Below are 26,418 nucleotides of genomic sequence, written 5' to 3' on the forward strand. Positions count from 1 at the left end.
GCACCTTCTGCGGGATGCGCAGGAGTTCTACGGCGTGCGCAGCAGATGCGGCGCCGAGGCCGTGGACCCGCGCACCACCAGCTCCGGCATGAACACGAACTCGCTGTGCGGCGCGGGCGTACCGCCGATCTCCTCAAGCAGCGTGCGCACCGCCGCCTGCCCCATCGCGGGGACCGGCTTGCGGACCGTGGTGAGCGGCGGGTCGGTGAAGGCGATCAGCGGGGAGTCGTCGAAACCGACCACGGACACGTCCCGCGGCACCTCCAGACCCCGCTGCCGGGCGGCCCGTATCGCGCCGAGGGCCATCATGTCGCTGGCACAGACCACCGCGGTGCAGTGCCGGTCGATCAGCGCCGTCGCGGCGGCCTGACCGCCCTCCAGGGTGTACAGCGAGTGCTGCACCAGCTCGGTCTCCACCACCTCGGCGCCGAGCCCCAACTGGTCCTGCATCGCCCGCACGAAGCCCTCGATCTTGCGCTGCACGGGCACGAACCGCTTGGGCCCGAGCGCGAGCCCGATCCGGGTGTGCCCGAGCGAGACGAGGTGGGTCACCGCGAGCGTCATCGCGGCACGGTCGTCGGGGGAGATGAACGGCGCCTGCACCCGCGGCGAGAACCCGTCCACCAGCACGAACGGCACGCCCTGCGCCCGCAGCCGCTCATAGCGCTGCATATCGGCGGTGGTGTCGGCGTGCAGTCCGGAGACGTAGATGATGCCCGCGACCCCGCGGTCCACCAGCATCTCGGTCAGCTCGTCCTCGGTGGAGCCGCCCGGGGTCTGGGTGGCGAGCACCGGGGTGTAGCCCTGGCGGGTCAGCGCCTGGCCGATGACCTGCGCCAGGGCAGGGAATATCGGGTTCTCCAGCTCCGGCGTGATGAGCCCGACCAGACCCTCGCTGCGCTGGCGCAGCCGTACCGGCCGTTCGTAGCCGAGCACATCGAGTGCGGCGAGCACGGACTGGCGGGTGGTGGCGGCGACGCCCGGCTTCCCGTTGAGGACCCGGCTGACGGTCGCTTCGCTCACCCCCGCCTGCGCTGCGATGTCGGCAAGCCGTGTGGTCACGCCACTGGACTGTACCGGTCGTCTCTCGCCTTGCACACCGCTCGGGCGCCGGGTGCGCCCGGTCGTACGACCCCCTGCGGGTTGCTGCCTCATTGCGCTCCCTTTGAGTTCGTCGTGGCAAGAGCTTGCAGAGTCTTGCACAACTTCCCGTGTGCCGCTGAGCGGTAACGACGGGGTAACCATCGTGTTCCCCTGCACTTTTTTTCTGCAAGGTCTTTCGCAACGCTTACATCGCTGTTACGTTCCTGGACGCCCGGCCACTGGCAACGGCGCAGTCGGCAAGTCGCAGGGGCGGGCGGGACCGCCCCCTGTACCACTCGGGCTCAACCCTCAAGGAGAACTCATGCGGCGTGGCATAGCGGCCTCCGCGCTGGTGGCGTCCCTCGCCCTCGCGGCGACGGCCTGCGGCGGCGGGAGCAGCGACAGCAAGTCGGACGGGCCGGTGACCATCACCTGGTGGGACACCTCCAACGCCACGAATGAGGCACCGACGTACAAGACCCTTGTGCAGAAGTTCGAAGCTGCGAACAAGAACATCAAGGTCAAGTACGTCAACGTCCCCTTCGACCAGGCGCAGAACAAGTTCGACACCGCCGCGGGTGCCTCCGGCGCCCCGGACGTGCTGCGCTCCGAGGTCGGCTGGACCCCCGCCTTCGCCAAGAAGGGCTACTTCCTGCCGCTGGACGGCACCGAGGCCCTCGCCGACAAGGCCAAGTTCGAGCCGAACCTGATCAAGCAGGCCCAGTACCAGGGCAAGACCTACGGCGTGCCGCTGGTCACCGACACCCTGGCCCTGGTCTACAACAAGGACCTGTTCAAGAAGGCCGGCATCACCACGCCGCCCAAGACCTGGGACGAGCTGAAGTCCGACGCGGCCAAGGTCAAGGACAAGACCGGCCAGGACGGCTACTGGGGCTCCACCGCGGGCTACTACGGCCAGCCCTTCCTGTACGGCGAGGGCACCGACACCGTCGACGTCGCCGCCAAGAAGGTCACCGTCGACTCGCCGGCCGCCAAGAAGGCGTACGCCACCTGGCTGAGCCTGTTCTCCGGCAAGGGTCTGCACAAGGCCGACACCACCGCGGACGCCTACGCGCACATCATGGACGCGTTCTCCAACGGCAAGGTCGCCGCGATCATCCAGGGCCCCTGGGAGAACACGAACATCTACAAGGGCAGCGCCTTCAAGGACAAGACCAACCTGGGTGTCGCGGTCGTCCCGGCCGGTTCCACCGGCAAGGCGGAGGCCCCGACCGGTGGTCACAACCTCGCGGTCTACGCCGGCTCCGACAAGGCGCACCAGGCGGCGGCCCTGAAGTTCGTCAACTTCATGACGTCGGCCTCCTCCCAGGAGACCATCGCCCTGAAGAACGCCACTCTGCCGACGCGTACGGACGCCTACACCGCCAAGGTCACGGCCGACCCGGGCACCGCCGGCTTCCAGAGCGTGCTGTCCGCCGCCCAGCCCCGCCCCTCGCTGCCCGAGTACGGCTCGCTGTGGGCGCCGCTCGACACCGAGCTGCCGAAGATCGCCAGCGGCAAGGAGTCGCTGGACCAGGGTCTGAGCAACGCCAGTACCGCCATCGGCAAGCTGGTCCCCGACTTCAGCAAGTAAGCCCGGATGGCCGCCGGCTGCCTCACCCACGAGGAGGCAGCCGGCGGCCACCGCCCTGTGCCCGGCCATCCTTGAACCATTTGAAGGTGTCGAACCATGACAGTCGCCATCGACCGCGCGACCGGCAAGAGCCGCGGTGACCGTGCGCCTCGGCCAGGGCTGGGGCAGCGCATGAAGAACAGCCTCCACAAATACTGGTACGCCTACGCGATGATCGCCCCGGTGGTCATCGTGCTCGCGGTGCTCGTCGGCTACCCGCTCGTGCGCGGCTTCTACATCACGCTGACCGACGCCAACAGCCTCAACTCGGCACGCACCATCGGCGTCAACCACATCGCCGCGACCTACAAGTTCGTCGGTCTGGACAACTACAAGAACATCCTGTTCGGCCCGCTGTCCTACGACCGCTTCTGGTCCCATGTGATCTGGACGATCGTCTGGACGGTCGCCTGCGTCACCCTGCACTACACCTTCGGCCTCGGCCTCGCGATGATGCTGAACCAGAAGCTGCGCGGCCGCACCGTCTACCGGGTGCTGCTCGTCCTGCCCTGGGCCGTGCCGACCTTCGTCACCGTCTTCTCCTGGCGGATCATGCTCGCCGACTCCGGCGCGATCAACCAGATCCTGCACGCGCTGCATCTGCCGCAGCCGCAGTGGCTGGAGGACACCTTCTGGCAGCGCTTCGCCGCGATCATGGTCAACACCTGGTGCGGTGTGCCGTTCATGATGCTCTCGCTGCTCGGCGGCCTCCAGTCCATCGACACCACCTTGTACGAGGCGGCGAAGATGGACGGCGCCAACTCCTGGCAGCGCTTCCGGCACGTCACCCTGCCCGGCCTGCGCTCGGTCAGCTCCACGGTGGTCCTGCTCGGTGTCATCTGGACCTTCAACCAGTTCGCCATCATCTTCCTGCTGTTCGGCCCGACCAGCGCCCCGGACGCCCAGATCCTCGTCACCTGGGCCTACTACCTGGGCTTCGGCCAGCAGCCGCGTGACTTCGCGCAGTCCGCCGCCTATGGCGTACTGCTGCTGTCGATCGTCACCGTCTTCACCTCCTTCTACTTCCGCTGGCTGAAGCGCAATGACCAGCTCGCCGTCTGACGCCGCAGGAGCCGCCGCCATGAGCACCACCACCCTTGAGAAGCAGGCCGACGCACCGGCCCCCGCCGTGACGCCCGCGGGGCGCGACCGCCGACCCGGCGAGCGCGGCCCCCTCGGCACCGTCCTGCTGCACGCCGGCCTCATGGTCGCGAGCCTCATCGCCCTGGCCCCGGTGGCCTGGCTGGTCTACCTCTCGCTCGGCCCGGACAAGAACGACTATCTGCACCCGGGCGGCATCGCCGGGAAGATGAGCTTCGCCAACTACAGCTTCGTGCTCCAGCACACCGAGTTCTTCAGCTGGTTCAAGTCCACGATGATCGTGGCCCTCGGCACCACCGTCGTCGGTGTGATGCTCGCCGCGACCACCGGCTACGCCGTCTCCCGGATGCGCTTTCCCGGCCACAAGCAGCTGATGTGGGTCCTGCTGCTCACCCAGGCGTTCCCGATCGCCGTCCTGATCGTGCCGATGTACCAGATCTTCAGCGACCTGGGCCTCATCGACTCCTACTGGGCGCTGATCCTCGTCAACTGCACCACCGCCGTGCCGTACAGCGCCTGGCTGCTCAAGGGCTACTTCGACACGATCCCGATCGAGATCGACGAGGCCGGCCGGGTGGACGGACTCACCCCGTTCGGCACCTTCTTCCGGCTGATCCTGCCGCTGGCCCGGCCGGGCCTGGCCGTCGCCGCGTTCTACAACTTCATCACCGCGGTCGCCGAGGTGGCCTTCGCGACCACCTTCATGCTGGACGACTCCAAGTACACCTTCTCCGTCGGCCTCCAGACCTTCGTCAGCGAGCACGACGCCGAGTGGAACTACATGGCCGCCACCGCGGTGCTGATCGCGATACCCGTCTCGCTGTTCTTCTACCTGGTGCAGAAGAACCTCGTCACCGGTCTCACCTCCGGCGGCACCAAGGGCTGACGCCCTTGACGCACTGAGGCTCCCGCGTGCCTGGCGCGCGGGTAGGCGGCCGCGGTGTCCATCCGACCCCGCTGACATCGCGGCCGCCTCGCATTCCGTTCCCCGGCCCGCCCGGGTGGTGCCCCCGTCCCGAATTCCGTTACCACCAAGGAAGCCATGAGCCAGCAGCACACCGCCGCCCCGGCCACCGACTCCGCCACCGCCACCGTCGCAGGCCACCGCCGCGACTGGTGGCGGGAGGCGGTCATCTACCAGGTCTACCCGCGCAGCTTCGCCGACAGCAACGGCGACGGCATGGGCGACCTGGAGGGCGTACGCTCCCGCCTGCCGTACCTGCGCGACCTCGGCGTCGACGCGGTGTGGCTCAGCCCCTTCTACGCCTCCCCGCAGGCCGACGCCGGCTACGACGTCGCCGACTACCGCGCGGTCGACCCGATGTTCGGCACCCTGCTGGACGCCGACGCGCTGATCCGCGAGGCCCACGGGCTCGGCCTGCGCATCATCGTGGACCTGGTGCCCAACCACTCCTCCGACCAGCACGAGTGGTTCAAGCGCGCCCTCGCCGAGGGCCCCGGCTCCCCGCTGCGGGAGCGCTACCACTTCCGCCCCGGCAAGGGCGCGGCGGGCGAACTGCCGCCCAACGACTGGGAGTCCATCTTCGGCGGCCCGGCCTGGACCCGCGTCACCGAGCCCGACGGCACGCCCGGGGAGTGGTACCTGCACCTCTTCGCCCCCGAGCAGCCCGACCTCAACTGGGAACACCCGGCGGTCGGCGACGAGTTCCGCTCCATCCTGCGCTTCTGGCTGGACATGGGCGTGGACGGCTTCCGCATCGATGTGGCGCACGGCCTGGTCAAGGCCGAGGGCCTGCCCGACCTCGGCTCCGGCGAGCAGCTGAAGCTGCTGGGCAACGATGTCATGCCGTTCTTCGACCAGGACGGCGTGCACGCCATCTACCGGCAGTGGCGCACGATCCTCGACGAGTACGCCAATAAAATGGGGCCCGAAGGGCCTTCGTCAGAAGGGCGGTGGTGGGAGACGGGCGGGCGGATCTTCGTCGCCGAGGCGTGGACCCCGACCGTCGAGCGCACCGCCAACTACGTCCGCCCGGACGAGCTGCACCAGGCGTTCAACTTCCAGTACCTGTCGACGGCTTGGGACGCGACCGAGCTGCGTACGGTCATCGACGGCACCCTGGAGGCGATGCGCCCGGTCGGCGCCCCGGCCACCTGGGTGCTGTCCAACCACGACGTCACCCGGCACGCCACCCGCTTCGCCAACCCGGCGGGACTCGGCACCCAGATCCGCACGGCCGGAGACCGCGAACTCGGCCTGCGCCGGGCCCGCGCCGCGACCCTGCTGATGCTGGCGCTGCCCGGCTCGGCCTACCTCTACCAGGGCGAGGAACTGGGCCTCCCGGACGTCGTGGACCTGCCCGACGAGGTGCGCCAGGACCCGGCGTACTTCCGCGGCGAGGGCCAGGACGGCTTCCGCGACGGCTGCCGGGTGCCGATCCCGTGGACCCGCACGGGGTCGTCGTACGGCTTCGGCGACGGCGGCAGCTGGCTCCCGCAGCCGGCGAGCTGGGGCGAGCTGAGCGTGGAGGCGCAGACCGGGACGGCGGGCTCCACCCTGGAGCTGTACCGCGCCGCCCTCGCCGCCCGCCGCGACCAGCCCGACCTGGGCGCCGGGGACACACTGGAGTGGCTGCGCGCCCCCGAGGGCGTCCTGGCCTTCCGCCGGGGCGAGTTCGTGTGCGTCGCCAACACCACGGGCGAGTCGGTGACGACCCCGGCGTACGGCCGGGTGCTGCTGGCGAGCGGTGAGGTGGCCGAGACCGGTGGCGAGGCGAAGGTGCCCGCCGACACCACGGTGTGGTGGACCGCGGCGGTCTGACGCCCCGTGTGAAAATTCTTGCATCAACTTCTCTACGGCCCGCTGCCTTTTCCGGCAGCGGGCCTTTAACATCTGCGTCACCGCAAGGTTTCTGAAACTTTGCAGCAAGCACCTTCAAGGACGAAGGAACCCCCACATGGTACGCAAGACGCTCTCCGGGGCGGTCGCCCTCGCCGCCGCCGCCCTTGTCATGACCCCGACGGCCGCGGACGCCTCCCCGCCCGGCACCAAGGACGTCACCGCCGTCCTGTTCGAGTGGAACTACGCCTCGGTGGCCCGCGAGTGCACCAGCACGCTGGGCCCCGCGGGCTACGGCTTCGTGCAGGTCTCGCCGCCCGAGGAGCACATACAGGGCTCCCAGTGGTGGACCTCGTACCAGCCCGTGTCGTACAAGATCGCGGGCCGGCTCGGCGACCGGACCACCTTCAAGAACATGATCGACACCTGCCACGCGGCCGGCGTCAAGGTCGTGGTCGACACCGTCATCAACCACATGACCGCCGGCAGCGGCACCGGCACCGGCGGCACGCAGTACACCAAGTACAACTACCCCGGCCTGTACGCGGACTCCGACTTCCACACCTGCCGGACCAACATCAGCAACTACCAGGACCGCTCGAACGTCCAGAACTGCGAACTGACGGGCCTGGCCGACCTGGACACCGGCGCGGAGCATGTGCGCGCCACCATCGCCGGGTACATGAACGACCTGCTCTCCCTCGGCGCCGACGGCTTCCGGATCGACGCGGCCAAGCACATCGCCGCCACCGACCTCGCGAACATCAAGAGCCGGCTGACCAACCCGAACGTCTACTGGAAGCAGGAGGTCATCTACGGCGCCGGCGAGGCGGTCCAGCCCACCGAGTACACGGGCAACGGGGACGTCCAGGAGTTCCGCTACGGCTACGACCTCAAGCGCGTCTTCAACAGCGAGAAGCTCGCCTATCTGAACAACTTCGGCGAGGGCTGGGGCTATATGCCCAGCAACGTGGCCGGCGTCTTCGTGGACAACCACGACACCGAGCGCAACGGCGCCACCCTGAACTACAAGGACGGCGCCAACTACACGCTGGCCAACGTCTTCATGCTGGCCTGGCCCTACGGCTCCCCGGACATCAACTCCGGCTACGAGTGGAGCGACGCGGACGCGGGCCCGCCCAACAACGGCCAGGTCAACGCCTGCTGGCAGGACGGCTGGAAGTGCCAGCACGCCTGGCCGGAGATCAAGTCCATGGTCGCCTTCCGCAACACCACCCACGGCCAGGCGGTCTCCAACTGGTGGGACGACGGCGACAACCTGATCGCCTTCGGTCGCGGCAGCAAGGGCTATGTGGTCATCAACCACGAGGGCGCGACCGCCAGTCGCTCGTTCCAGACCTCGCTGCCCGCCGGCACCTACTGCAACGTGCAGAACAACACCACGGTGACGGTCAACAGCACCGGCTGGTTCACGGCCTCGGTCGCCCCGAACACCGCGCTGGCGATCTACGCCGGCAAGTCCTCCTGCTGAACGAGGAGTCGGCCCGCACCGCGCCCCCATGGCGGTGCGGGCCGCGGTATTTGAAATTCCTTGCCGATGCTTTCACGACTCTTGCTGCAACCCTTTCGCGGAGGATACGGTCACGCGGGCGCCCGGCCTCGAAGCCGAGCCGCGGCGTGGGGTCGGACCCGAACGAGCCGCCATCGCAAGGAGTTCATGCCTGTGATACCGAGATGGCCGACGCCCGCACGGCGTCGCACCACCCACCGCAGGAGAGCCGCGGCCCTCGCCGTCGCCGCGCTCACGGCCGCACTCGTGCAGCCACTGGCCGCGCCCGCCGCGCAGGCCGCCACCCCGCCTCCGCCCCCGTCGGACTCGGCCCTCGCGGCCCAGCCGGCCCGGCACGGCGACACCCATGAGCAGTTCTACTTCGTCATGCCGGACCGGTTCGCCAACGGCGACAAGGCCAACGACAAGGGCGGGCTCACCGGTTCGCGCATGACGACCGGCTACGACCCCACCGACGAGGGCTTCTTCCAGGGCGGCGACCTCAAGGGCGTCACACAGAAGCTGGACTACATCAAGGGGCTCGGCACCACCGCCCTGTGGCTGGCGCCGATCTTCAAGAACATCCCGGTGCAGGGGACCGGTGCCAACGCCTCGGCGGGCTACCACGGTTACTGGATCACCGACTTCACCCAGGTCGACCCGCACTTCGGCACCAACCAGGACCTGAAGAACCTCATCTCCAAGGCACACGCCAAGGGCATGAAGGTCTTCTTCGACGTCATCACCAACCACACCGCCGACGTGGTGACGAACAAGGAGAACTCCTCCGACTACCGCTCCAAGGGCGCCTACCCGTACCTCACCAAGGACGGCAGGCCCTTCGACGACGCCGACTACGCGGACGGAACCAAGGAGTTCCCGGCCGTCTCGGACGCCTCCTTCCCGTACACCCCGCAGGTCACCGCCGCGTCCAAGGTCCCGGCCTGGCTCAACGACCCGACGATGTACCACAACCGGGGCGACTCCACCTTCGCCGGCGAGTCCGGCACCTACGGCGACTTCGACGGCTTGGACGACCTGTGGACCGAACGTCCCGAGGTCGTGCACGGCATGGAGCAGATCTACGAGCGGTGGGTGAAGGACTTCGCCGTCGACGGGTTCCGCATCGACACCGCCAAGAACGTCGACCTGGACTTCTGGACCCAGTGGGCCACCGCACTCGACCGCTACGCGGCGGCGCACGGCCGGAAGAACTTCTTCATGTTCGGCGAGACGTACGACACGGACACCTCGGTGACCGCCCCGTACGTCACCCAGGGCCGCCTCGACGCCACCCTCGACTTCCCCTTCCAGGGAGCGGCCCGCGGCTACGCCTCCCAGGGCGCGAGCGCCGGCAAGCTGGCGAGCGTCCTCGGCGACGACTACAAGTACACGACCGACCGGGCCAACGCCTATGAGCAGGTCACCTTCCTCGGCAACCACGACATGGGCCGCATCGGGTACTTCCTCGAGCAGGACAACCCGAAGGCCTCGGACGCCGAGCTGCTGAAGAAGGACGAGCTGGCGAACGAGGTGATGTTCCTCAGCCGCGGCAACCCGGTCGTCTACTACGGCGACGAACAGGGCTTCACCGGCAACGGCGGCGACAAGGAAGCCCGCCAGACCATGTTCGCCTCCCAGGTGCCCGGCTACCTCGCCGACGACGAGATCGGCACCGACCGCACCCACGCCAGCGACTCCTACGACACGAAGGCGCCGCTGTACCGGCAGATCGCCGGCCTCTCCGCCCTGCGCAAGGCCAACCCGGCCCTGACCGACGGCGTGCAGAGCGAGCGGTACGCGGCCGACGGCGCCGGGATCTACGCCTTCACCCGCACCGACGCCAGGAGCGGCCAGGAGTACATCGTCGCGTTCAACAACGCGAGCGAGGCCGAGTCGGCCACCTTCGCGACCGGTTCGGCGGACATGTCGTACCGGGGCGTCTACGGCGCGACGGGCAGCGTCGGTTCGGACGGCGGCCGCAAGGTCACCGTCACTGTCCCCGCCGAGTCCGCCGTCGTCTACAAGGCGTCCGGCACGCTCGACAAGCCGGCCACCAAGCCGACGCTCACCCTGAAGGCCCCGGCCGCCGGCGCCACCGGCACCGTGACCCTCGGCGCCGACGTCGACGGCGGGCAGCTGAACCGGGTGGTCTTCGCCGCCCAGGTCGGCAACGCCAAGTGGCAGGTACTCGGCTCCGCCGACCACGCCCCCTACCAGGTCACCCAGACCCTCGGCACCAAGGTCCCGGCCGGTACCGCGCTGCGCTACAAGGCCGTCGTGATCGACAGCGCGGGGCACACCGCGAGCGCCACGGCGCAGAGCACCACCGGCGCCGTACCCGCGCCCGCCCCGCCCACCGCCTCCTCGCGCGACTACGTGATCGTCCACTACCAGCGCACCGACGGCGACTACGACAACTGGGGCCTGTACGCCTGGGGCGACATCGCCGACGGCCAGTCCACCACCTGGCCGGCCGGACACCCCTTCACCGGCCGGGACGCCTGGGGCGCCTTCGCCTACGTCAAGGTCAAGCCGGGCGCCTCGAACGTGGGCTTCCTCGTCGTGGACAAGAACGGGAACAAGGACACCGACTCCGACCGGAGCATCGACGTCACCAGGACCGGTGAGGTCTGGGTGAAGCAGGGCGACGCCGGCGTCCAGACCCAGCGGCCTTCGTCGTACCCCGCGCCGGACACCGCCAAGGCCGTCATCCACTACCACCGCGCCGACGGCGACTACGACGGCTGGGGGCTGCACGTCTGGACGGGCGCCGCGAACCCCACCGACTGGTCGGCCCCCCTGAAGCCGGTGAAGACTGATGCCTATGGCGCCGTCTTCGAGGTCCCGCTCGCCGCGGGTGCCAGCAGCCTCAGCTACATCATCCACAACGGCGACGAGAAGGACCTCGCCGCCGACCAGTCCCTCGACCTCACGTCCGACGGCTACGAGGTGTGGCTGTTGAACGGCCAGGACAAGCATCTGCTGCCGCAGCCCGCGGGCAGCGCCGCCGACCTCGACCTGACCACCTCCAAGGCGGTCTGGATCGACCGGGACACCGTCGCCTGGGACGGCGCCGACGGTGCCGCCTCCACCCAGCTGGTCTACTCCCACGACGGCTCCATCACCGCCAAGGACGGGGCCCTGACCAGCGACGACGAGCGCTGTCTCCGGCTGGAGAAGACCACCCTCACGGACGCCCAGAAGGCCAAGTTCCCCTATCTGAAGGACTACACGGCCTGGTCCGTGGACCCGCGTGACCGCGGCCGGGTGCGCGCGGCGCTCACCGGCCAGCTGGTCGCCTCCCAGCGCGCCGCCGACGGTGCCGTGCTGGCCGCGACCGGTGTGCAGACCGCGGGCGTCCTGGACGACCTCTACCCGGCCGCCACCAAGGCACAGCTCGGCCCGGTCTTCCACGGCGGCCGGCCTACCCTCTCCGTGTGGGCACCCACCGCCCAGAGCGTCGCCCTGGAGATCGACGGCGCGGACCGGCCCATGCACCGCGACGACGCCACCGGCGTCTGGTCGGTCACCGGGCCCGCGTCCTGGAAGGGCAAGAGCTACCGGTACGTGGTCAAGGTGTGGGCGCCCAGCGTCCGGCAGCTGGTCACCAACAAGGTCACCGACCCCTACTCGGTCGCCCTCACCGCGAACTCCGAGCGCAGCGTCGTGGCCGATCTGGACGACAGGTCCCTCGCCCCGAGCGGCTGGTCCACCCTGCGCAAGCCCAAGGCCGTACCGCTGCGGGACGCGCAGATCCAGGAACTGCACGTCCGGGACTTCTCGGCCGCGGACAAGACCGTCCCGGCGCAGGACCAGGGCACCTACCTCGCCTTCACCGACAAGAACAGCGACGGCTCCAAGCACCTGAGGGAGCTGGCGAAGTCCGGGACGTCGTACGTGCATCTGCTGCCCGCCTTCGACTTCGCCACCGTGCCCGAGAAGAAGGCCGACCAGCAGAGCCCCGACTGCGATCTCGCCGCCTACCCGGCCGACTCCGACCAGCAGCAGGCCTGCGTGGCGAAGAGCGCCGCGAAGGACGCCTACAACTGGGGCTACGACCCGTACCACTTCACCGTCCCCGAGGGCTCCTACGCCACCGACCCGGACGGCACCGCGCGCACCGAGCAGTTCCGGCAGATGGTGCAGGGGATCAACCAGGACGGCCTGCGGGTCGTGATGGACGTCGTCTACAACCACACCTCGGCCAGCGGCCAGGCGGACACCTCCGTCCTGGACAAGATCGTGCCCGGCTACTACCAGCGGCTGCTCGCCGACGGCTCGGTGGCGAACTCCACCTGCTGCTCCAACACCGCTCCGGAGAACGCGATGATGGGCAAGCTGGTCGTGGACTCGATCGTCACCTGGGCCAAGGAGTACAAGGTCGACGGGTTCCGCTTCGACCTCATGGGCCACCACCCGAAGGCCAACATCCTCGCGGTCCGCAAGGCCCTCGACGCGCTCACCCTGAAGAAGGACGGCGTCGACGGAAAGAAGATCATCCTGTACGGCGAGGGCTGGAACTTCGGGGAGGTCGCCGACAACGCCCGCTTCGTGCAGGCCACCCAGGCGAACATGGCCGGTACCGGCATCGCCACCTTCTCCGACCGGGCCCGCGACGCGGTGCGCGGCGGCAGCCCCTTCGACTCCGACCCCGGCGTCCAGGGCTTCGCCTCCGGTCTGTACACCGACCCCAACGGCTCGGCGGCCAACGGTACGTCGGCCGAGCAGAAGGCCCGGCTGCTGCACTACCAGGACCTGATCAAGGTCGGGCTGACCGGCAACCTCGCCAAGTACCGCTTCACCGACACCGACGGCAAGGAGGTCACCGGCGCCGAGGTCGACTACAACGGCGCGCCCGCCGGATACGCGGCCGCGCCCGGCGACGCCCTCGCCTACGTCGACGCGCACGACAACGAGTCCCTGTTCGACGCGCTCGCCTACAAGCTGCCCCAGGGCACCTCGGCCGCCGACCGGGCCCGGATGCAGGTCCTGGCGATGGCCACGGCCACCCTCTCGCAGGGCCCGTCCCTGTCGCAGGCCGGCACCGATCTGCTGCGCTCGAAGTCGCTTGACCGCAACTCCTTCGACAGCGGCGACTGGTTCAACGCCATCCACTGGAACTGCGCCGACGGCAACGGCTTCGGCCGGGGCCTGCCCATGGCGGCCGACAACCAGGACAAGTGGTCGTACGCCGGACCGCTGCTGACCTCGGTCAAGGTCGGCTGCCCGCAGATCGAGGGCAGTTCGGCCGCCTACCAGGACCTGCTGAGGATCCGTACGACCGAGAAGGCGTTCTCGCTCGACACGGCGGGCCGGGTGCAGAGCGAGCTGTCCTTCCCGCTGTCCGGCAAGGACGAGACCCCGGGCGTGATCACCATGACCCTGGGTGACCTGGTCGTCGTCTTCAACGCCACCCCGCAGGCGCAGCGGCAGACGGTCTCCGCCCTGGCCGGAACCGGATACCGGCTGCACCCGGTGCAGGCGTCCGGCGCGGACCCGGTGGTGAAGACCTCCGGTTACACGGCGGCCACCGGCACCTTCACGGTGCCGGCCAGGACCGTGGCGGTGTTCACCCGCTCCTAGCGCGCTCCAGCGCGTTCTACGAAGTCAGAGAGGTGAGCCGGCCGATGAGCTCCGCGAAGGGGCCGTCGGCCGGTTCGTCCTTGAGGATGGCGCGCAGCACGTCCGCCATGCCCTCGTCCCGGGTCGCGCTCACCGCGACCAGGGCGGCGAAGTCGTGCACCAGCTGGAGTTCCAGTTCCTCGCGCGGGATCCGGCGGCCGTCCAGCCAGATCAGCGCGGTGGACTCGGCGAGCGAGATCCAGGAACGGATGACCAGCTCCAGGCGCGGGGGCGCCTCGGCGATCCCGAGATGGCCCAGCATCTGCTCGTACGCGGACTGCCGTACGTCGTCGATCAGCGCGTTGGTGGTCGAGACGTGCTCCTTCTCCCGGGAGCCGGGCGCGGACACGGCCGGGCCGCCGCGCATCAGGGCCGAGAAACCGGGGCCGTACTCGTCCACATGGGCGAAGAAGCGATGCATCACATGCAGCAGCCGGGCACCCAGCGGGCCCTCGTGCGGCTCGGTGAAGCGGGCCTTCAGCTCCTCCGAGGCGCGCCGCAACGCGGCCTCGTACAGGCTGAGTTTGCCCGGGAAGTAGTGGTACACCAGCGGCCGCGAGATACCCGCGGCCGCCGCTATGTCGTCGATGGAGACCTCGTCGGGCGAGCGGCGGCTGAACAGGTCGAGAGCGACGCTGATCAGCTGCTGCCGTCGCTCCTCGACACCCATCCTGCGGCGCACCCCGGTAGTCATACGAACACCTTACCGAGCGGATCCGGCCGCCAACGGTTCGGACCCGAACCGGTGTTCACATCACTGCGTCACAGATCGAGCACAAGGCGTTCGCCGCGGGCCCGGGACACACAGATCAGCATCGAGTCGTGGCGCTCCGCGTCCGTGAGCAGCTCGTCCCGGTGCTCCACCTCGCCCTCCAGGACCCGCTGCTGGCAGGTCCCGCAGAAGCCCTGCTCACAGGAGTAGACGGTGTCCGGCAGCTCCCGGCGCACCGCGGCCAGCACCGTGGAGTCGGCCGGCACGCTCACCGTGCGCCCGCTGCGCCGCAGTTCCACCTCGAACGCGGTGTTCCCGTCCGCCGAGGCGCGCGGCGCGAACCGCTCCAGATGCAGCGTGGCCCCCTCCGGCACCCGCGCCGCGACCGCCTCCATCAGCCCCTCGGGACCGCAGCAGTACACCGCCGTGCCCGGAGCCACCGCCGCGAACAGGGCGTCCAGGTCCGGCCGCCCGTCCTCGTCCTCCGCCACCAGGGTCAGCCGGTCCCCGGCCAGCTCCCGCACCTCGTCCAGGAAGGGCATCGAGGCCCGGGTCCGCCCGCAGTACAGCAGCCGCCAGGCGGCATCCTCCGGCAGCGCGCGCAGCATCGGCAGCACCGGCGTGATGCCGATCCCGCCGACGACGAAGACGTACGACCGCGCCTCGGCGAGCGGGAACCGGTTGCGCGGCCCGCGCACCTCCAGCTCCATGCCCTCGGCCAGCTGCTCGTGCACCTCCCGCGAACCGCCCCGCCCGTCCTCGACCAGCCGGGTGGCGACCGTGTACGCGGAGGTGTCCGCGGGGTCCCCGCACAGCGAGTACTGCCGCACCAGCCCCGAGGGCAGCACCAGATCCAGATGCGCGCCCGGCGTCCAGCGCGGCAACTCGGCACCCTCCAGACGCAGTCGTACGACACCGTCGGCGATCGGCTCGTGCGCGGTGAGCAGCAGCCGCAGTGCCCGGGAGCGGGGCCGCCCGGAGATCGGTGTCTCCAGCGCGGGCATCGGCCACAGCGGCGAGACCTGGACGCGGCGGCGCAGCGCGCTCCGGGTGAGCAGGGCCGCGCCCGCGAGCAGGGCGACCGTGAGCGGCTTCGGCATCAGGCGGCACCCTTCAGGGAGCGCTCCGCCTGCTCGGCGGCGAGCGCGGCCGGGGAGGCGGCCAGATAGGCGACGGCCTGGGCGGTGGAGAACTCGTGCGAGGGGTGGTAGTCCCGGCCGAGATAGCGCGGGATGGAGCGCAGCATGGCACCGGCGCCGGGCAGCACGCCCGCACGGCCGCGGTCGTAGAAGTCCTTGAAGGACGCCTTGGCCGCCTCGCGGCCGGTCAGCGTCGGGTCGTTCGCCATGAAGAAGCGGACCCCGCGCTGCCACAGGAAGAGCAGGGCCGAGAACGCGCTCGCCCAGGTGCGGGCCCGGCGCCGGTAGCTGCCGTCCAGATGGGTGAACAGGTCGAAGGCGACGGAGCGGTGCTCCACCTCCTCCGCGCCGTGCCAGCGCAGCAGGTCCAGCATGGTGGGATCGGCGCCGCGCCGGTCCAGCTCGGCCGCGCCGAGCACCCAGTCGCCGAGGAACGCGGTGTAGTGCTCGATCGCCGCGATGAGCGCCACCCGTTCGAGGAGCCACCAGCGGCGCGCCCGGCCCGGCGGCAGGGTGCGGTCGCCGAGCAGCTTCTCGAAGAACCAGTCGACCTGCGCGGTGTACGGCGTCGGATCCAGGCCCTGCTCGCGCAGATGCGGCAGCACCTCGTCATGGGACTGGGAGTGCATGGCCTCCTGCCCGATGAACCCGATGACGTCCTCGCGCAGCCGGTCGTCCTTGATCAGCGGCAGCGCCTGCTTGTACACCTGCACGAACCAGCGCTCGCCGGCGGGCAGCAGCAGGTGCAGCACATTGATGGTGTGCGTGGTGAACGGATCCCCGGGCACCCAGTGCAGCGGTGTGTCCTCCCAGGAGAAGGACACATTGCGGGCCTTGAGCGCGATGCGCTCGGACTCCACCGGCCGGGCCTGCGTATGAGACATGGCGTCAATGTACTGACGGGTAGGCGCTCTGAGAAGGGTTCCGGCGCGGCTTGTTTACGCGGATGTCAATAACATTCGTACGCGCGGCTCCTAGTGCAGCCCGTCGATCACCTTGCCGCCCGCCAGCGTGCCCTTCAGCTGGGCCTGCGCCCCCTTGGCGGCCTGGGAGATCAGCAGCGAGCCCGGCGCCGACGCGGTGATCCCGCCGCTCGCGTGGATCGCCACCGTGTCCGGGGCGCCCGCGGCCAGCAGATACCAGTGCCCGCCCTTGGACTTCCACAGCACCCCGGCCAGCACATGCGGATCGCGCGGACCGCACGCCGCGGTGTCGGTGCCCTTCGCCGTGACGGCACCGTAGCGGGAGCCGGGGACGCGGAACTGGGCCAGCGCCGCGGCGCCGTCGCCGCGCCAGGTCTCGGCGCGGGTGCAGACCCATTGGCCGGCCCCGCTGCCGTCCGGCAGCGGCTGCTCCGCGTAGTCCCAGGCGTTGACGCTGCGCACGCCCGAGGAGCGCTCGGTGGCCAGCGAGCAGGCGAACGGCGCCCACGCCTGGAGCCCCTCGGGCCCGGCGGCCGCACCGGGAGCGCCGGGACGGCCCGCGGTGAGCCGCGCCGGGACCAGCTCGCCGAGGTCGGTGGCGAGCTGGGTGCCGACGCCGCCGGAGACCTGGAGCACGGTCCAGGAGGTGCAGTTGCCGGTGGCCAGGGCGGGGCTGGTCAGTGGGGCGGTGACACCGCCGGTGACCGTGAGCGGGGTGGGCGCCGCGGCCGGCTTCAGCAGATCGCGGGTGGCCGCCTTCGTCACCCAGGGGGCCAGCAGATACTGCACATTGCCGTCGGCGCGACCGAGGACCAGGGCGCTCGCCTCGGCGCCGGTCGCGCCGTCCACCCGGGCGAAGTCCAGGGCGGCGCCCTGGGTGCCGTCGGCCGGTTCCGCGTAGCGGGCGATGCGCAGACCGTCGTAGAGGATCACCACCCGCGCGGCGTCGACCTGCCCCGCGTACAGCAGTTGGGGCGGGCCCGCGGGGCCGCCGGTCTGGGTGCCGGGGGTGGCCGAGACCCGGACGTTCTGTCCGGGCCGGGCCCAGACCGCGAGGGCGCGGCGCAGCAGGTCCTTGTCACCGGTGAGCGGGCCGCGCGCGGGCCAGGCCGAGAAGTCGGTGCGGGCCGCGGAGCGCCAGGCGGTGGGGGAGACCCGGGTCAGCTTGCCCGGGTCGAGGGCGGCCTGGGCGGCCGGGTTCTCGGCGTAGACGGGGGCGGCGGCGCCGTCCGGGCCCCAGCCGGAGTGCGGCAGCGCGAGCAGCGCCCCGCACACCGCGAGGGCGGCCGCGGCGCCGAGGGCGGCCCGGGTGTGCTGGCGGCGGCGCAGCAGATCGGTCGGCCGGGCCTGGAGGGTGCAGGGGTCGAACTCGGGGGAGGAGAGCAGGCCCGGCTGGGCGGGCACGCTGTTCGCCATGGCGAGTGCGCCGCCCGGGTCGTCCACCCCGGCCGTGTCGAGGATCTTGCGGATCTCCTGGTCCGGCAGCCGGTCAAGGCCGCGCAGCACATAGGCGGCGCGGGCCGGTGCGGACAGCTTCGACAGCCGCTGGTCCAGGGCGAGTTCATCGGCGCCGCCGGAGCGCGGGAGCAGCCGCAGGCCGAGGACGCGGGGGAGCAGCGGGGGCAGGCCGCGGTGCGGGCGGGCGGCGGTGAGGGCGGCGCGCAGGACCCGCTCGCGCAGATAGACATAGCCGGGGTCGCCCTCCCGGGCCGCCGGGTCACCGGCGTCCCGGCGGCTGTGGGTACGGCCCGAGGGCTGGGCCGGGATCAGGTCGGCCTGCTTGCGGCCCCGGGGCAGGGCGCGCTGGGTGAGGGCGTGTGCGGTCAGCACCCGGCGCCCGCGGCCGAGACTCGGCGGCAGCACCAGATAGGCGAGCCGGACCAGCTGTGGATAGTGCTCGACGAGCAGGGCCTCGGCTCGCTCGACGTCGGCCGGTCCGGAGGCGGCGGGGGCGTGACGGTGGGCTACATCCTGTGACTGCACGTCCGGAAGAACGAGCGAGCCCTTGGTTGGTCACCGTCAAGCGGCGCGTCGATGCGTCCGGGGCAGCGGGTCCGGGCCTCGACGCCGACGAGTCCGGGTCTCGCGGCCGACGCGTTCAGGCCCTCCGGTTCGGTGCGTCCAGGCCGGCGGGTTCGGCGTGTTCAGGCCCTCCGAACCGGTGCGTCCAGGCCTGCCGGTTCGGTGAGTTCACGTGGCCGGACGTGATGCGGGTGCGGCTCCGGTGCCGACCCGTTCATGCCGCCGGGCCCGGTCCGCTCGCGGCCCCGGTGTCGGCGCGCGCATCCGGCCGGCCGTCGGCGTGCTCGCGGCTTTGGAGTCGGCCCTTTCACGTCTCCGGATCGACCAGGGCGCGCGCGTAGTTGGCCATGGAACGCTGGTAGCGCGGCAGATGGGCGGCCAGCGCCTCGATCACCAGGGACAGGCCCTCGCGGTCGCGGCCCAGGCTGGAGAGGCACAGTGCGAGACAGGCGCGCACCGCGTCGTCCAACTCGTCGCTCGGCCCGTCCAGTTCGGGCGTGAGGAGCTTCACCCCCTCTTCCGGCTGCCCGATGTTGCGCAGCGAACTCGCCAGCTGGATCCGGGTCCGCCGCCCCCGGTAGCCGTCGAGGCCGCGCGCCAGCGCCTCCCGGTACAGCGGCACGGCCCGGTCCGAGTGCCCGGTCGAGTCGAAGGCGCAGGCCCGCTCGAAGGGGGCCCGCGGGCTGTCCTCGGGCAGTTCGGCGACAAGGCCGTCGATCAGGGCGCGGAACTGGGCCGCGCGCTCCTCGGGGTACTCGCCGTGGGCGAAGGCGGCCCAAGCGGCGTCCACCCGGTCTTCCCAGTCCTGGTTCACCGCGCCACCCTCGCACACATGTGCCCTCGGGGTCACCGGAATTGAACCGGTGCTCAGCGGGGCCCGCCGTCGAGATACGCCAGCACCGCGAGCACCCGCCGGTTGTCGTCGTCCGACACCTCCAGGCCGAGCTTGCCGAAGATGTTGGAGGTGTGCTTGGCCACCGCCCGTTCGGTGACGACCAGTTGGGCGGCGATGCCCGCGTTCGACCGGCCCTGCGCCATCAGCTCCAGCACCTCACGCTCGCGCGGGGTGAGCCGGCCGAGCGGCCGGTCCTCGGCCGAACTCCGGGCCAGCAGCTGCTGGATGACCTGCGGATCCATCGCCGTGCCTCCCGCCGCGACCCGCCGTACGGCGTCCACGAACTGCTCCGCGTCGAACACCCGGTCCTTGAGCAGATACCCGATCCCGCCGGCGCCGTCGGCGAGCAGCTCCCGCGCGTACAGCTGCTCCACATGCTGGGAGAGGACCAGTACCGGCAGCCCCGGCCGGGCCCGCCGGGCGGCCAGGGCGCACTGGAGGCCCTCGTCGGTGTGCGTGGGCGGCAGCCGTACGTCGACCACCGCCACATCCGGCGTCAACTCGGCCAGCGCCCGCGTCAGTTCGGGCCCCGACTCGACGGCCGCCGCGATCTCGAAGCCGTACGCCTCAAGCAGCCGGACCAGTCCGTCGCGCAGCAGGAAGAGGTCTTCGGCTAGGACAACACGCACGGGATCTCCATGGTCACCATGGTGGGGCCGCCCGCGGGAGAGCTGACGGCCAGGACGCCGTCGAATGTACCGAGCCGCTTCTCGATCCCGGCGAGCCCGGAGCCGGTCCCGACCGAGGCACCGCCCCTGCCGTTGTCGGTGACCGTGATCCGCAGCCGGCCGTCGGTGTGGTGCAGATCCACCCAGAGCCGGTCGGCGCCCGCGTGCTTGGCCGCGTTGGTGAGCACCTCGCTGACCGCGAAGTAGGCGGCCGACTCCACCGGCGCGTCGGCGCGGCCCGGCAGCTCCACCGTGACCTCGGCGGGCAGCGGCAGCCGCAGCGCCAAGGCCCTTACGGCGTCGCCGAGTCCGCGTTCGGCGAGCACCGGCGGATGGATGCCGCGGACCAGGTCGCGCAGCTCCTCCAGGGCGTCCACGGAGTTGCGCCTGGCCTGCGCGAGCAGTCGCCTGGCCTGCGCCGGGTCCTTGTCGAGCAGCATCTCGATGGTGCCGAGGTCCATGCCCATGGCGACGAGCCGGGCCTGGGCGCCGTCGTGCAGATCCCGTTCGATGCGGCGCAGTTCGGCGGCGGAGGTGTCCACCGCGTCCCGCCGGGTCTCGGTCAACACCCGTACGCGCTCCACGAGTTCTCCCTCGCTGTTGTCGAGCACCGCCCGGGCGAGCCGGAAGTGCGCGGTCAGCAGGTCCGGGGTGAACCGCAGGGCGAACCGCAGGATCACGAGGGCGAGGACGGCCGCGCCGATGGCGGTGGCCTCCCCGGTGACCGGGACGAACGCGTACCAGTAGGTGCCGCCCCGGGCGTACGCCCGCCACAGCCCGAAGGGCAGCAGCAGCCCCTCGACGGGGTAGAACAGCAGCAGGGCCGGGAGCAGCGCGCTGATGAAACCCGCCGTGAAGTCCACCGGCAGCCAGCGCACGTCCCGCCAGGTCTGGGGGTCGCCCAGCATGGTGAAGGTGCGCGTCCATGGATTGGTGCCGCGCGGGATCGGCCGGTACACCGCCCGGATCCGCACCCCGCACCACTCCGCCGCCAGCCTCCGGCGCACATCCGCCAGCGCCCTGACCCCCCTCAGTACGAGGGGGGTCGTGAGCAGTCCGATGCCGAGCGGGACGAAGGCGAGGGACACCAGGGTCAGCACCAGGAACGCGATGCCGAAGGGCATCGTGATCAGGGCCAGCACCAGTCCCCGCACGGCGGCCAGCAGGGACCGGCGGGCCCTGTCGCGCATGTTGTCGCTGTTCATACGGTGAGTCTCGCCGACCCGCCGACGGGGGTCACTGGCCCGAGGCCCCCTCTTGGGGGGTGGTGCCAGGTACACCATCGGCCTCGGGAACGCCGTCGCGCAGCGCGGCCAGCACCTTCGCCTCCACCTCCGGGTCGAGGCCCGGGGCGCCGCGCTCGGAACGCCGGGGCGGGGTGCCGCCGATCGAGGTCAGCCACCGCCAGGTGTCCGCGACGGTCTCCTGCACCGGGCGGCACGTCAGCCCGGTGGCGAGCGCCGGGGACACATCGGCCCGGTGGGCGGCGTCGTACATCTCACCGTCCGGCGGCACCCACACCGGCAGCTCGGTCCACGGCTCGATCCCGGCGTCCAGAACCGTCCGCGGCTCGGCCCAGCACAGCTCGGCGTCCGCGCCGGTGGCCGCGAGGCACGCGTCGAGGAACGCGCCCATGGTGGTGTGCCCCGGCGGGCTCACCAGGTCGTACGGCCCGCTCAGCTCCTGCTCCAGCGCGCCGAGAAGCCAGTCGGCGAGGTCGCGGGCGTCGATGTACTGGAGCGGCAGCCCGCGCGGACCGGGCGCGAGGACGGGACCCCCGCGGGCGATCCGGGTCAGCCACCAGGGCAGCCGGCCCACGTTCTCGTACGGTCCGAGGATCAGCCCCGCCCGCACCAGCAGCGAACCGTCCGCGCCGAAGGACTCCAGCGCGGCCAGCTCACCGCCCCGCTTGTCCACGGCGTACTCGCGCTGCTCGGCGTCCGCCGCCGCGCCCTCGACCAGCGGGGCGTCCGCCCTGGCCCCGGCCGGCCAGGGCCAGGCGTACACCGAGCAGCTGGAGACATACGCGTACCGCCCGACGCGGCCGCGCAGCAGCCGCGCCGTCTCGTGCACCGCGCGGGGCGCCGCCGACCAGGTGTCCACCACCGCGTCCCACTCGCCCTCGGCGAGCGCGTCCAGGCCGCCCGGCGCGGTGCGGTCACCGCGCAACACCGTTGCCCCGGGCGGCGGTCGGTGGCGTCCCCGGTTGAAGACGGTCACCTCCCAGCCGCGCCCGAGGGCCGCCTCGACGACGGCCCGCCCCACGAACTCCGTTCCACCCAGCACCAGAAGTCTCATGCCGGGCAGCCTGCCCGGTCGGGCGCCGGTCGGCACGGGAGTCCGCCGAGGGCGGAACCGAGGGGTCAACGCCCGGTCGGCGGAATGTACTTGTAGCCGACCCGGCGCACGGTCTGGATGGTCCGGCGGTGCTCGGCGCCCAGCTTGCGGCGCAGCCGGGCGATATGGACGTCGACCGTGCGGCCGTCGCCGACATGGCCGTACCCCCACACCGTGGTGACCAGCTGGTCGCGGGTGTGCACCCGGTGCGGATGGGCCACCAGATGCGCGAGCAGCTCGAACTCCAGGTAGGTCAGGTCGAGTTCACGGCCCTCGATGAAGGCGGTACGGCGCCCGGAGTCGATCCGGACCAGCGGCTCCCCGGCCGTCTGGCCCGAGGCGGCGGCCGGTGCCACCGGACCCGTCCGCACCGCGGGTCCCGCCTGTTCCGGCACCGCGACCGGCAGGAACGGCGGCTGCTGGTCGGCGGGGACCAGCACCAGATAGCCGACCATCGGCGGGCGGCCGGGCAGGACGGGCAGGGTGTGCTGGGGGGCGGGCAGCCAGGTGGCGCCGGGCGGCAGGAAGTCCGCGACATCGACCACCTCGTCCCGGTCGACGGCGCGCAGCCGGTGCCGGGCGGGGGCGTTCAGGGGGGCCGCGGAGGGGGCCGGGGAGACAGCGGAGACGGGGGAGACAGAACGAGTGGTCGCCATGAGAGGTCAGCTCTTTCGCGCGAGAGGTTCGTCGGGAAGGACGGCGGCCGCGATTCGTGGTCGGGGCACGCCGGGACGTACGTCGTTCCGCGCTGGCCGAAGGCCGGGGTTACGGCTTCACAGGGCCCGCGCGGATATCGCGCGACAACACACCCGGTCGAAGTCGTGATGCTGGCGGGAGGGCCAGAAGGGCTCGAGGTCGTGGCGACCCGTCGCGGTGATCTTCTGGAAGCTGGCCATGCGTCCATTGAAGCAGAGGTGGGTGCCGGGCACGAGAGTCCTCTCAAGGGTTGGACGTGGCATTGGCGTGAAGTCTGCGTTGCGAAGGCCGCTGGATCCGGAGTCAAGCCCCTGATCAGCGGGTTGTGGGCACGGAGAAGGCCGAATCGCTGTCTCAATATGCGGACAGCCGGGGGTGTGGAGTCCCGGTCGGGGTCCTGTGGGGCGCACCGGCGGGGCGTACCCGGGCATGCGACAGGGGCGCCCGCCGCGAACGGCGGGCGCCCCTGTCGGGGTCTGCGGGCGGATCAGACCTGACCGGCCTTCTCCAGCGCCGTGCAGCAGGTGTCCACCATCAGGCGGGTCACCAGGTAGGGGTCCACGTTGGCGTTCGGGCGGCGGTCCTCGATGTAGCCCTTGCCGTCCACCTCGACCTGCCACGGGATGCGCACCGAGGCACCGCGGTCGGAGACGCCGTAGGTGAACTCGTCCCACGGGGCGGTCTCGTGCAGACCGGTCAGCCGCTCGTCGATGCCGGCGCCGTAGTTCTTGACGTGGTCCAGCGGCTTGGAGCCCTCACCCAGCGACTCGCACGCGGTGATGATCGCGTCGTAGCCCTCGCGCATCGCCTTGGTGGAGAAGTTGGTGTGCGCGCCCGCGCCGTTCCAGTCGCCCTTGACCGGCTTGGGGTCGAGGGTCGCGGAGATCTTGAAGTCCTCGGCGGTGCGGTACAGCAGCCAGCGGGCCACCCACAGCTGGTCGGAGACCTCCAGCGGGGCGAGCGGGCCGACCTGGAACTCCCACTGGCCCGGCATGACCTCGGCGTTGATGCCGGAGATGCCGAGACCGGCCTTCAGGCAGTGGTCGAGGTGCGCCTCGACGACCTCGCGGCCGAAGATCTCGTCGGCGCCGACACCGCAGTAGTAGCCGCCCTGCGGGGCCGGGAAGCCGCCCTCGGGGAAGCCCAGCGGGCGGGTGCCGTCGAAGAAGGTGTACTCCTGCTCGATGCCGAAGATCGGCTCCTGCGCGGCGAACCGGGCGGAGACCTCGGCCAGTTCGGCGCGGGTGTTGGAGGCGTGCGGCGTCATGTCCGTGTTCAGGACCTCGCACAGCACCAGCACGTCGTCGCCGCCGCGGATCGGGTCCGGGCAGGTGAAGACCGGCTTGAGCACGCGGTCCGAGGCGTGGCCCTCGGCCTGGTTGGTGGAGGAGCCGTCGAAGCCCCACAGCGGCAGCGCGTCGAGACCGGCCGGAGCACCCGTGATGATCTTCGTCTTGGAACGGAGCTTGGCCGTCGGCGCGGTGCCGTCGATCCAGATGTACTCGGCCTTGAAGGTCACGGGGGGACACATCCTTCGGGGTGGTTCGGGCGCACTTGCGGGTGCCGGTGCGGCGCCGCGCGCCGTACTCTCGATCTGCCCGGAAGCCTGCCAACAGGCCGTTTCCCGACCATTGCCCTTATGTGAACCCCGTGTTACCTGGGGGTGCTGTGCCCCGGATCACGCAGGGGTCCGGGCCGGGGCGCAGTGATGCCGGCTGCTTGCGGCAGCGGTGCCCCGTCAGCTGTACACCAGCAGGTAGTCGCACGTGCTGGTGCCGTCGTGGAGGGAGGTGTCGCTGTTGAGGACGTAGAAGGAGCCGGCGAAGAATCCGGCGGCCGTCATCTTCGGGACCACGATGAGGGTCTGGTCCGCCATGTTCAGCGAGTTCGGGACCACCACGTTCCGGTACAGCAGCGTGAAGGGGTTCTGCTGGAGGTCCTGGAGCTTGAGGATGCGGTAGACGCGGTCACCCGAACCCGCGGGCCCCGACACGGGCGCCTGATTTCCCGGGGCGGCCCATTGGGAGGGCTGGGTGGCCATGCGGCCCTGGGCCTCGAGTTCCTGGAGCCGCCGCTGTGTGCTCGGTCTGATTCCGGCCATATGGATATGCAGCTGCTGATAGCGGCGCGCGTGCTGCGAATTGATTCCCAGCCCGATGTTCGCGTACTGAACGGGAATGCTCCCCCCGTGCCGCGCGTTCTCCCACGCTTCGTGCCAGTAGTTCGCCGCCGAGTCCATATGGATGAACGGGCATTCGATGCCCGTGATCCGGCACGAAGGAAGGAGGAGATAGTTGTGTGTGTTCTCCGGACTTCCGTGCAGCACGACGTAGTTCGGGGTCACCTTCAGGCAGTCGGGCTTGCCCTGCGACGGCGGCGGGGTGATGCCTTGCGTGCAGTACTTGACGTCGTTCCACAGCAGGTCGTCGTCATTGGGACTGCCGCAGAGGGGCTGGAGCTGAGAGGGGGGACAGGGGCTCGCCCCGCCGGGCGGAGGGGTGGTGGAACACGATGGGGTGGGCGTGGGGCCGCCGTGCGCCGCGTCCGCCGTGGCGGTCGTGCCCGCCATGACCCCCGCACCGGTCAGCAGCGCCGCGCCGCCGACGGTGCCCGAGAGCGCGACGAAGCGGCGCCTGGGGAATTCATCCGTGTTCTTCTGGTCGCTCATGCGCGTGATCTCCGATGGTGATGACTTCCGCTTCGGTTTCCGCCTCTCACCGATCCGTTCACAGAAAAGGGGCCGGGGAATCGGATTTCTCCTCGGATGCACCGGTCGGTGTGGCGCGTTCCGCCATTGAGGGGCGTTCCCTCTCATCACCCTCGACAGCGCGGCGCCGAGGTGGAACGGGGGGCCGGGACGGTGGTGCGCATTGCTCACCCGGTCCCGGGGCACCCCGTCACCCGGACGTCGCCCCGTGCCCGATCGCCTCCCGTACCGCCTCCTCCGTCCGGGCCACCAGGGCCGTGCCGTCGTCCGCCGTGATGATCGGCCGCTGGATCAGCTTCGGGTGTTCGGACAGCGCGCGGATCCAGCGGTCCCGGGAATCCTCGTCCCGGGCCCAGTCCTTGAGCCCCAGTTCCTTGGCCGCCGCCTCCTGGGTCCGGGTGATGTCCCACGGCTCCAGACCGAGGCGCCCGAGCACGGCCCTGATCTCGTCCTCGCTCGGCACGTCCTCCAGATAGCGCCGCACGGTGTACCCGACCCCCTCGGCGTCGAGCAGACTGATCGCGCTGCGGCACTTCGAACAGGCCGGATTGATCCAGATCTCCATGG

The 26,418-nt window shown here is 70.8% G+C and carries 19 protein-coding genes; 6 read left to right on the top strand and 13 right to left on the bottom strand.

Annotation, left to right across the window (positions count from 1 at the left end):
* Positions 1-27: 27 nt before the first annotated feature.
* The gene (locus HEP81_RS27585) at positions 28-1,062 is read right to left on the bottom strand and encodes a LacI family DNA-binding transcriptional regulator (protein WP_037652823.1); all 1,035 of its coding nucleotides are present in this window, start codon (positions 1,060-1,062) and stop codon (positions 28-30) included.
* Between the two features lie 343 nt (positions 1,063-1,405).
* Between HEP81_RS27585 and HEP81_RS27590 the strand changes: the two genes are divergently transcribed.
* From HEP81_RS27590 to pulA, 6 genes are all read left to right on the top strand, one after another.
* Positions 1,406-2,677: an extracellular solute-binding protein gene (locus HEP81_RS27590; RefSeq protein WP_037652824.1), complete on the top strand. Its 1,272-nt coding sequence runs from the start codon at positions 1,406-1,408 to the stop codon at positions 2,675-2,677.
* Between the two features lie 96 nt (positions 2,678-2,773).
* Entirely contained in the window at positions 2,774-3,778 is a 1,005-nt protein-coding gene (locus tag HEP81_RS27595; protein ID WP_037652826.1) for a carbohydrate ABC transporter permease, read from the top strand.
* Positions 3,779-3,797: 19 nt separating this feature from the next.
* The gene (locus HEP81_RS27600) at positions 3,798-4,703 is read left to right on the top strand and encodes a sugar ABC transporter permease (RefSeq protein ID WP_037652828.1); all 906 of its coding nucleotides are present in this window, start codon (positions 3,798-3,800) and stop codon (positions 4,701-4,703) included.
* A 156-nt stretch (positions 4,704-4,859) separates the two neighbouring features.
* Positions 4,860-6,599, top strand: a complete 1,740-nt coding sequence (locus HEP81_RS27605; protein ID WP_037652831.1) for a glycoside hydrolase family 13 protein — start codon at positions 4,860-4,862, stop codon at positions 6,597-6,599.
* 136 nt (positions 6,600-6,735) lie between these two features.
* Positions 6,736-8,109, top strand: coding sequence for an alpha-amylase (locus HEP81_RS27610; protein ID WP_172624307.1), 1,374 nt, complete (start codon positions 6,736-6,738; stop codon positions 8,107-8,109).
* 186 nt (positions 8,110-8,295) lie between these two features.
* Positions 8,296-13,713 (top strand): pullulanase-type alpha-1,6-glucosidase, encoded by a 5,418-nt coding sequence (pulA, locus tag HEP81_RS27615; protein ID WP_243279612.1) that lies wholly within the window; start codon positions 8,296-8,298, stop codon positions 13,711-13,713.
* A 16-nt stretch (positions 13,714-13,729) separates the two neighbouring features.
* On the opposite strand, the gene HEP81_RS27620 is transcribed toward pulA, so the two are convergent.
* From HEP81_RS27620 to HEP81_RS27675, 12 genes are all read right to left on the bottom strand, one after another.
* Positions 13,730-14,446, bottom strand: a complete 717-nt coding sequence (locus HEP81_RS27620) for a TetR/AcrR family transcriptional regulator (RefSeq protein ID WP_172636984.1) — start codon at positions 14,444-14,446, stop codon at positions 13,730-13,732.
* A gap of 68 nt (positions 14,447-14,514) precedes the next feature.
* The gene (locus HEP81_RS27625) at positions 14,515-15,564 is read right to left on the bottom strand and encodes a PDR/VanB family oxidoreductase (protein ID WP_037652837.1); all 1,050 of its coding nucleotides are present in this window, start codon (positions 15,562-15,564) and stop codon (positions 14,515-14,517) included.
* The gene (locus HEP81_RS27630) at positions 15,564-16,487 is read right to left on the bottom strand and encodes a metal-dependent hydrolase (RefSeq protein ID WP_037652840.1); all 924 of its coding nucleotides are present in this window, start codon (positions 16,485-16,487) and stop codon (positions 15,564-15,566) included. The genes HEP81_RS27625 and HEP81_RS27630 overlap by 1 nt, the downstream gene beginning before the upstream one ends.
* Positions 16,488-16,577: 90 nt before the next feature.
* Positions 16,578-18,509, bottom strand: coding sequence for a hypothetical protein (locus HEP81_RS27635; protein WP_037652842.1), 1,932 nt, complete (start codon positions 18,507-18,509; stop codon positions 16,578-16,580).
* A 346-nt stretch (positions 18,510-18,855) separates the two neighbouring features.
* Positions 18,856-19,362 (bottom strand): tetratricopeptide repeat protein, encoded by a 507-nt coding sequence (locus tag HEP81_RS27640; protein WP_190276040.1) that lies wholly within the window; start codon positions 19,360-19,362, stop codon positions 18,856-18,858.
* Between the two features lie 53 nt (positions 19,363-19,415).
* Positions 19,416-20,072, bottom strand: a complete 657-nt coding sequence (locus HEP81_RS27645; RefSeq protein ID WP_037652848.1) for a LuxR C-terminal-related transcriptional regulator — start codon at positions 20,070-20,072, stop codon at positions 19,416-19,418.
* Positions 20,057-21,316 (bottom strand): sensor histidine kinase, encoded by a 1,260-nt coding sequence (locus HEP81_RS27650; RefSeq protein ID WP_051849975.1) that lies wholly within the window; start codon positions 21,314-21,316, stop codon positions 20,057-20,059. Before HEP81_RS27650 ends, HEP81_RS27645 begins: the two co-directional genes overlap by 16 nt.
* Positions 21,317-21,347: 31 nt before the next feature.
* Positions 21,348-22,409, bottom strand: coding sequence for an NAD-dependent epimerase/dehydratase family protein (locus HEP81_RS27655; protein ID WP_190276041.1), 1,062 nt, complete (start codon positions 22,407-22,409; stop codon positions 21,348-21,350).
* 65 nt (positions 22,410-22,474) lie between these two features.
* Positions 22,475-23,104, bottom strand: a complete 630-nt coding sequence (locus HEP81_RS27660) for a winged helix-turn-helix domain-containing protein (RefSeq protein WP_037652853.1) — start codon at positions 23,102-23,104, stop codon at positions 22,475-22,477.
* Positions 23,105-23,631: 527 nt separating this feature from the next.
* Entirely contained in the window at positions 23,632-24,663 is a 1,032-nt protein-coding gene (gene glnII, locus HEP81_RS27665) for a glutamine synthetase (RefSeq protein WP_037652855.1), read from the bottom strand.
* 219 nt (positions 24,664-24,882) lie between these two features.
* Positions 24,883-25,812, bottom strand: coding sequence for a CDP-diacylglycerol diphosphatase (locus HEP81_RS27670; protein ID WP_037652857.1), 930 nt, complete (start codon positions 25,810-25,812; stop codon positions 24,883-24,885).
* A gap of 229 nt (positions 25,813-26,041) precedes the next feature.
* Positions 26,042-26,416, bottom strand: a complete 375-nt coding sequence (locus tag HEP81_RS27675; RefSeq protein ID WP_172636987.1) for an arsenate reductase family protein — start codon at positions 26,414-26,416, stop codon at positions 26,042-26,044.
* Positions 26,417-26,418: the final 2 nt, after the last annotated feature.

The organism is Streptomyces griseofuscus, assembly GCF_014673495.1.
Lineage (GTDB): Bacteria > Actinomycetota > Actinomycetes > Streptomycetales > Streptomycetaceae > Streptomyces > Streptomyces murinus.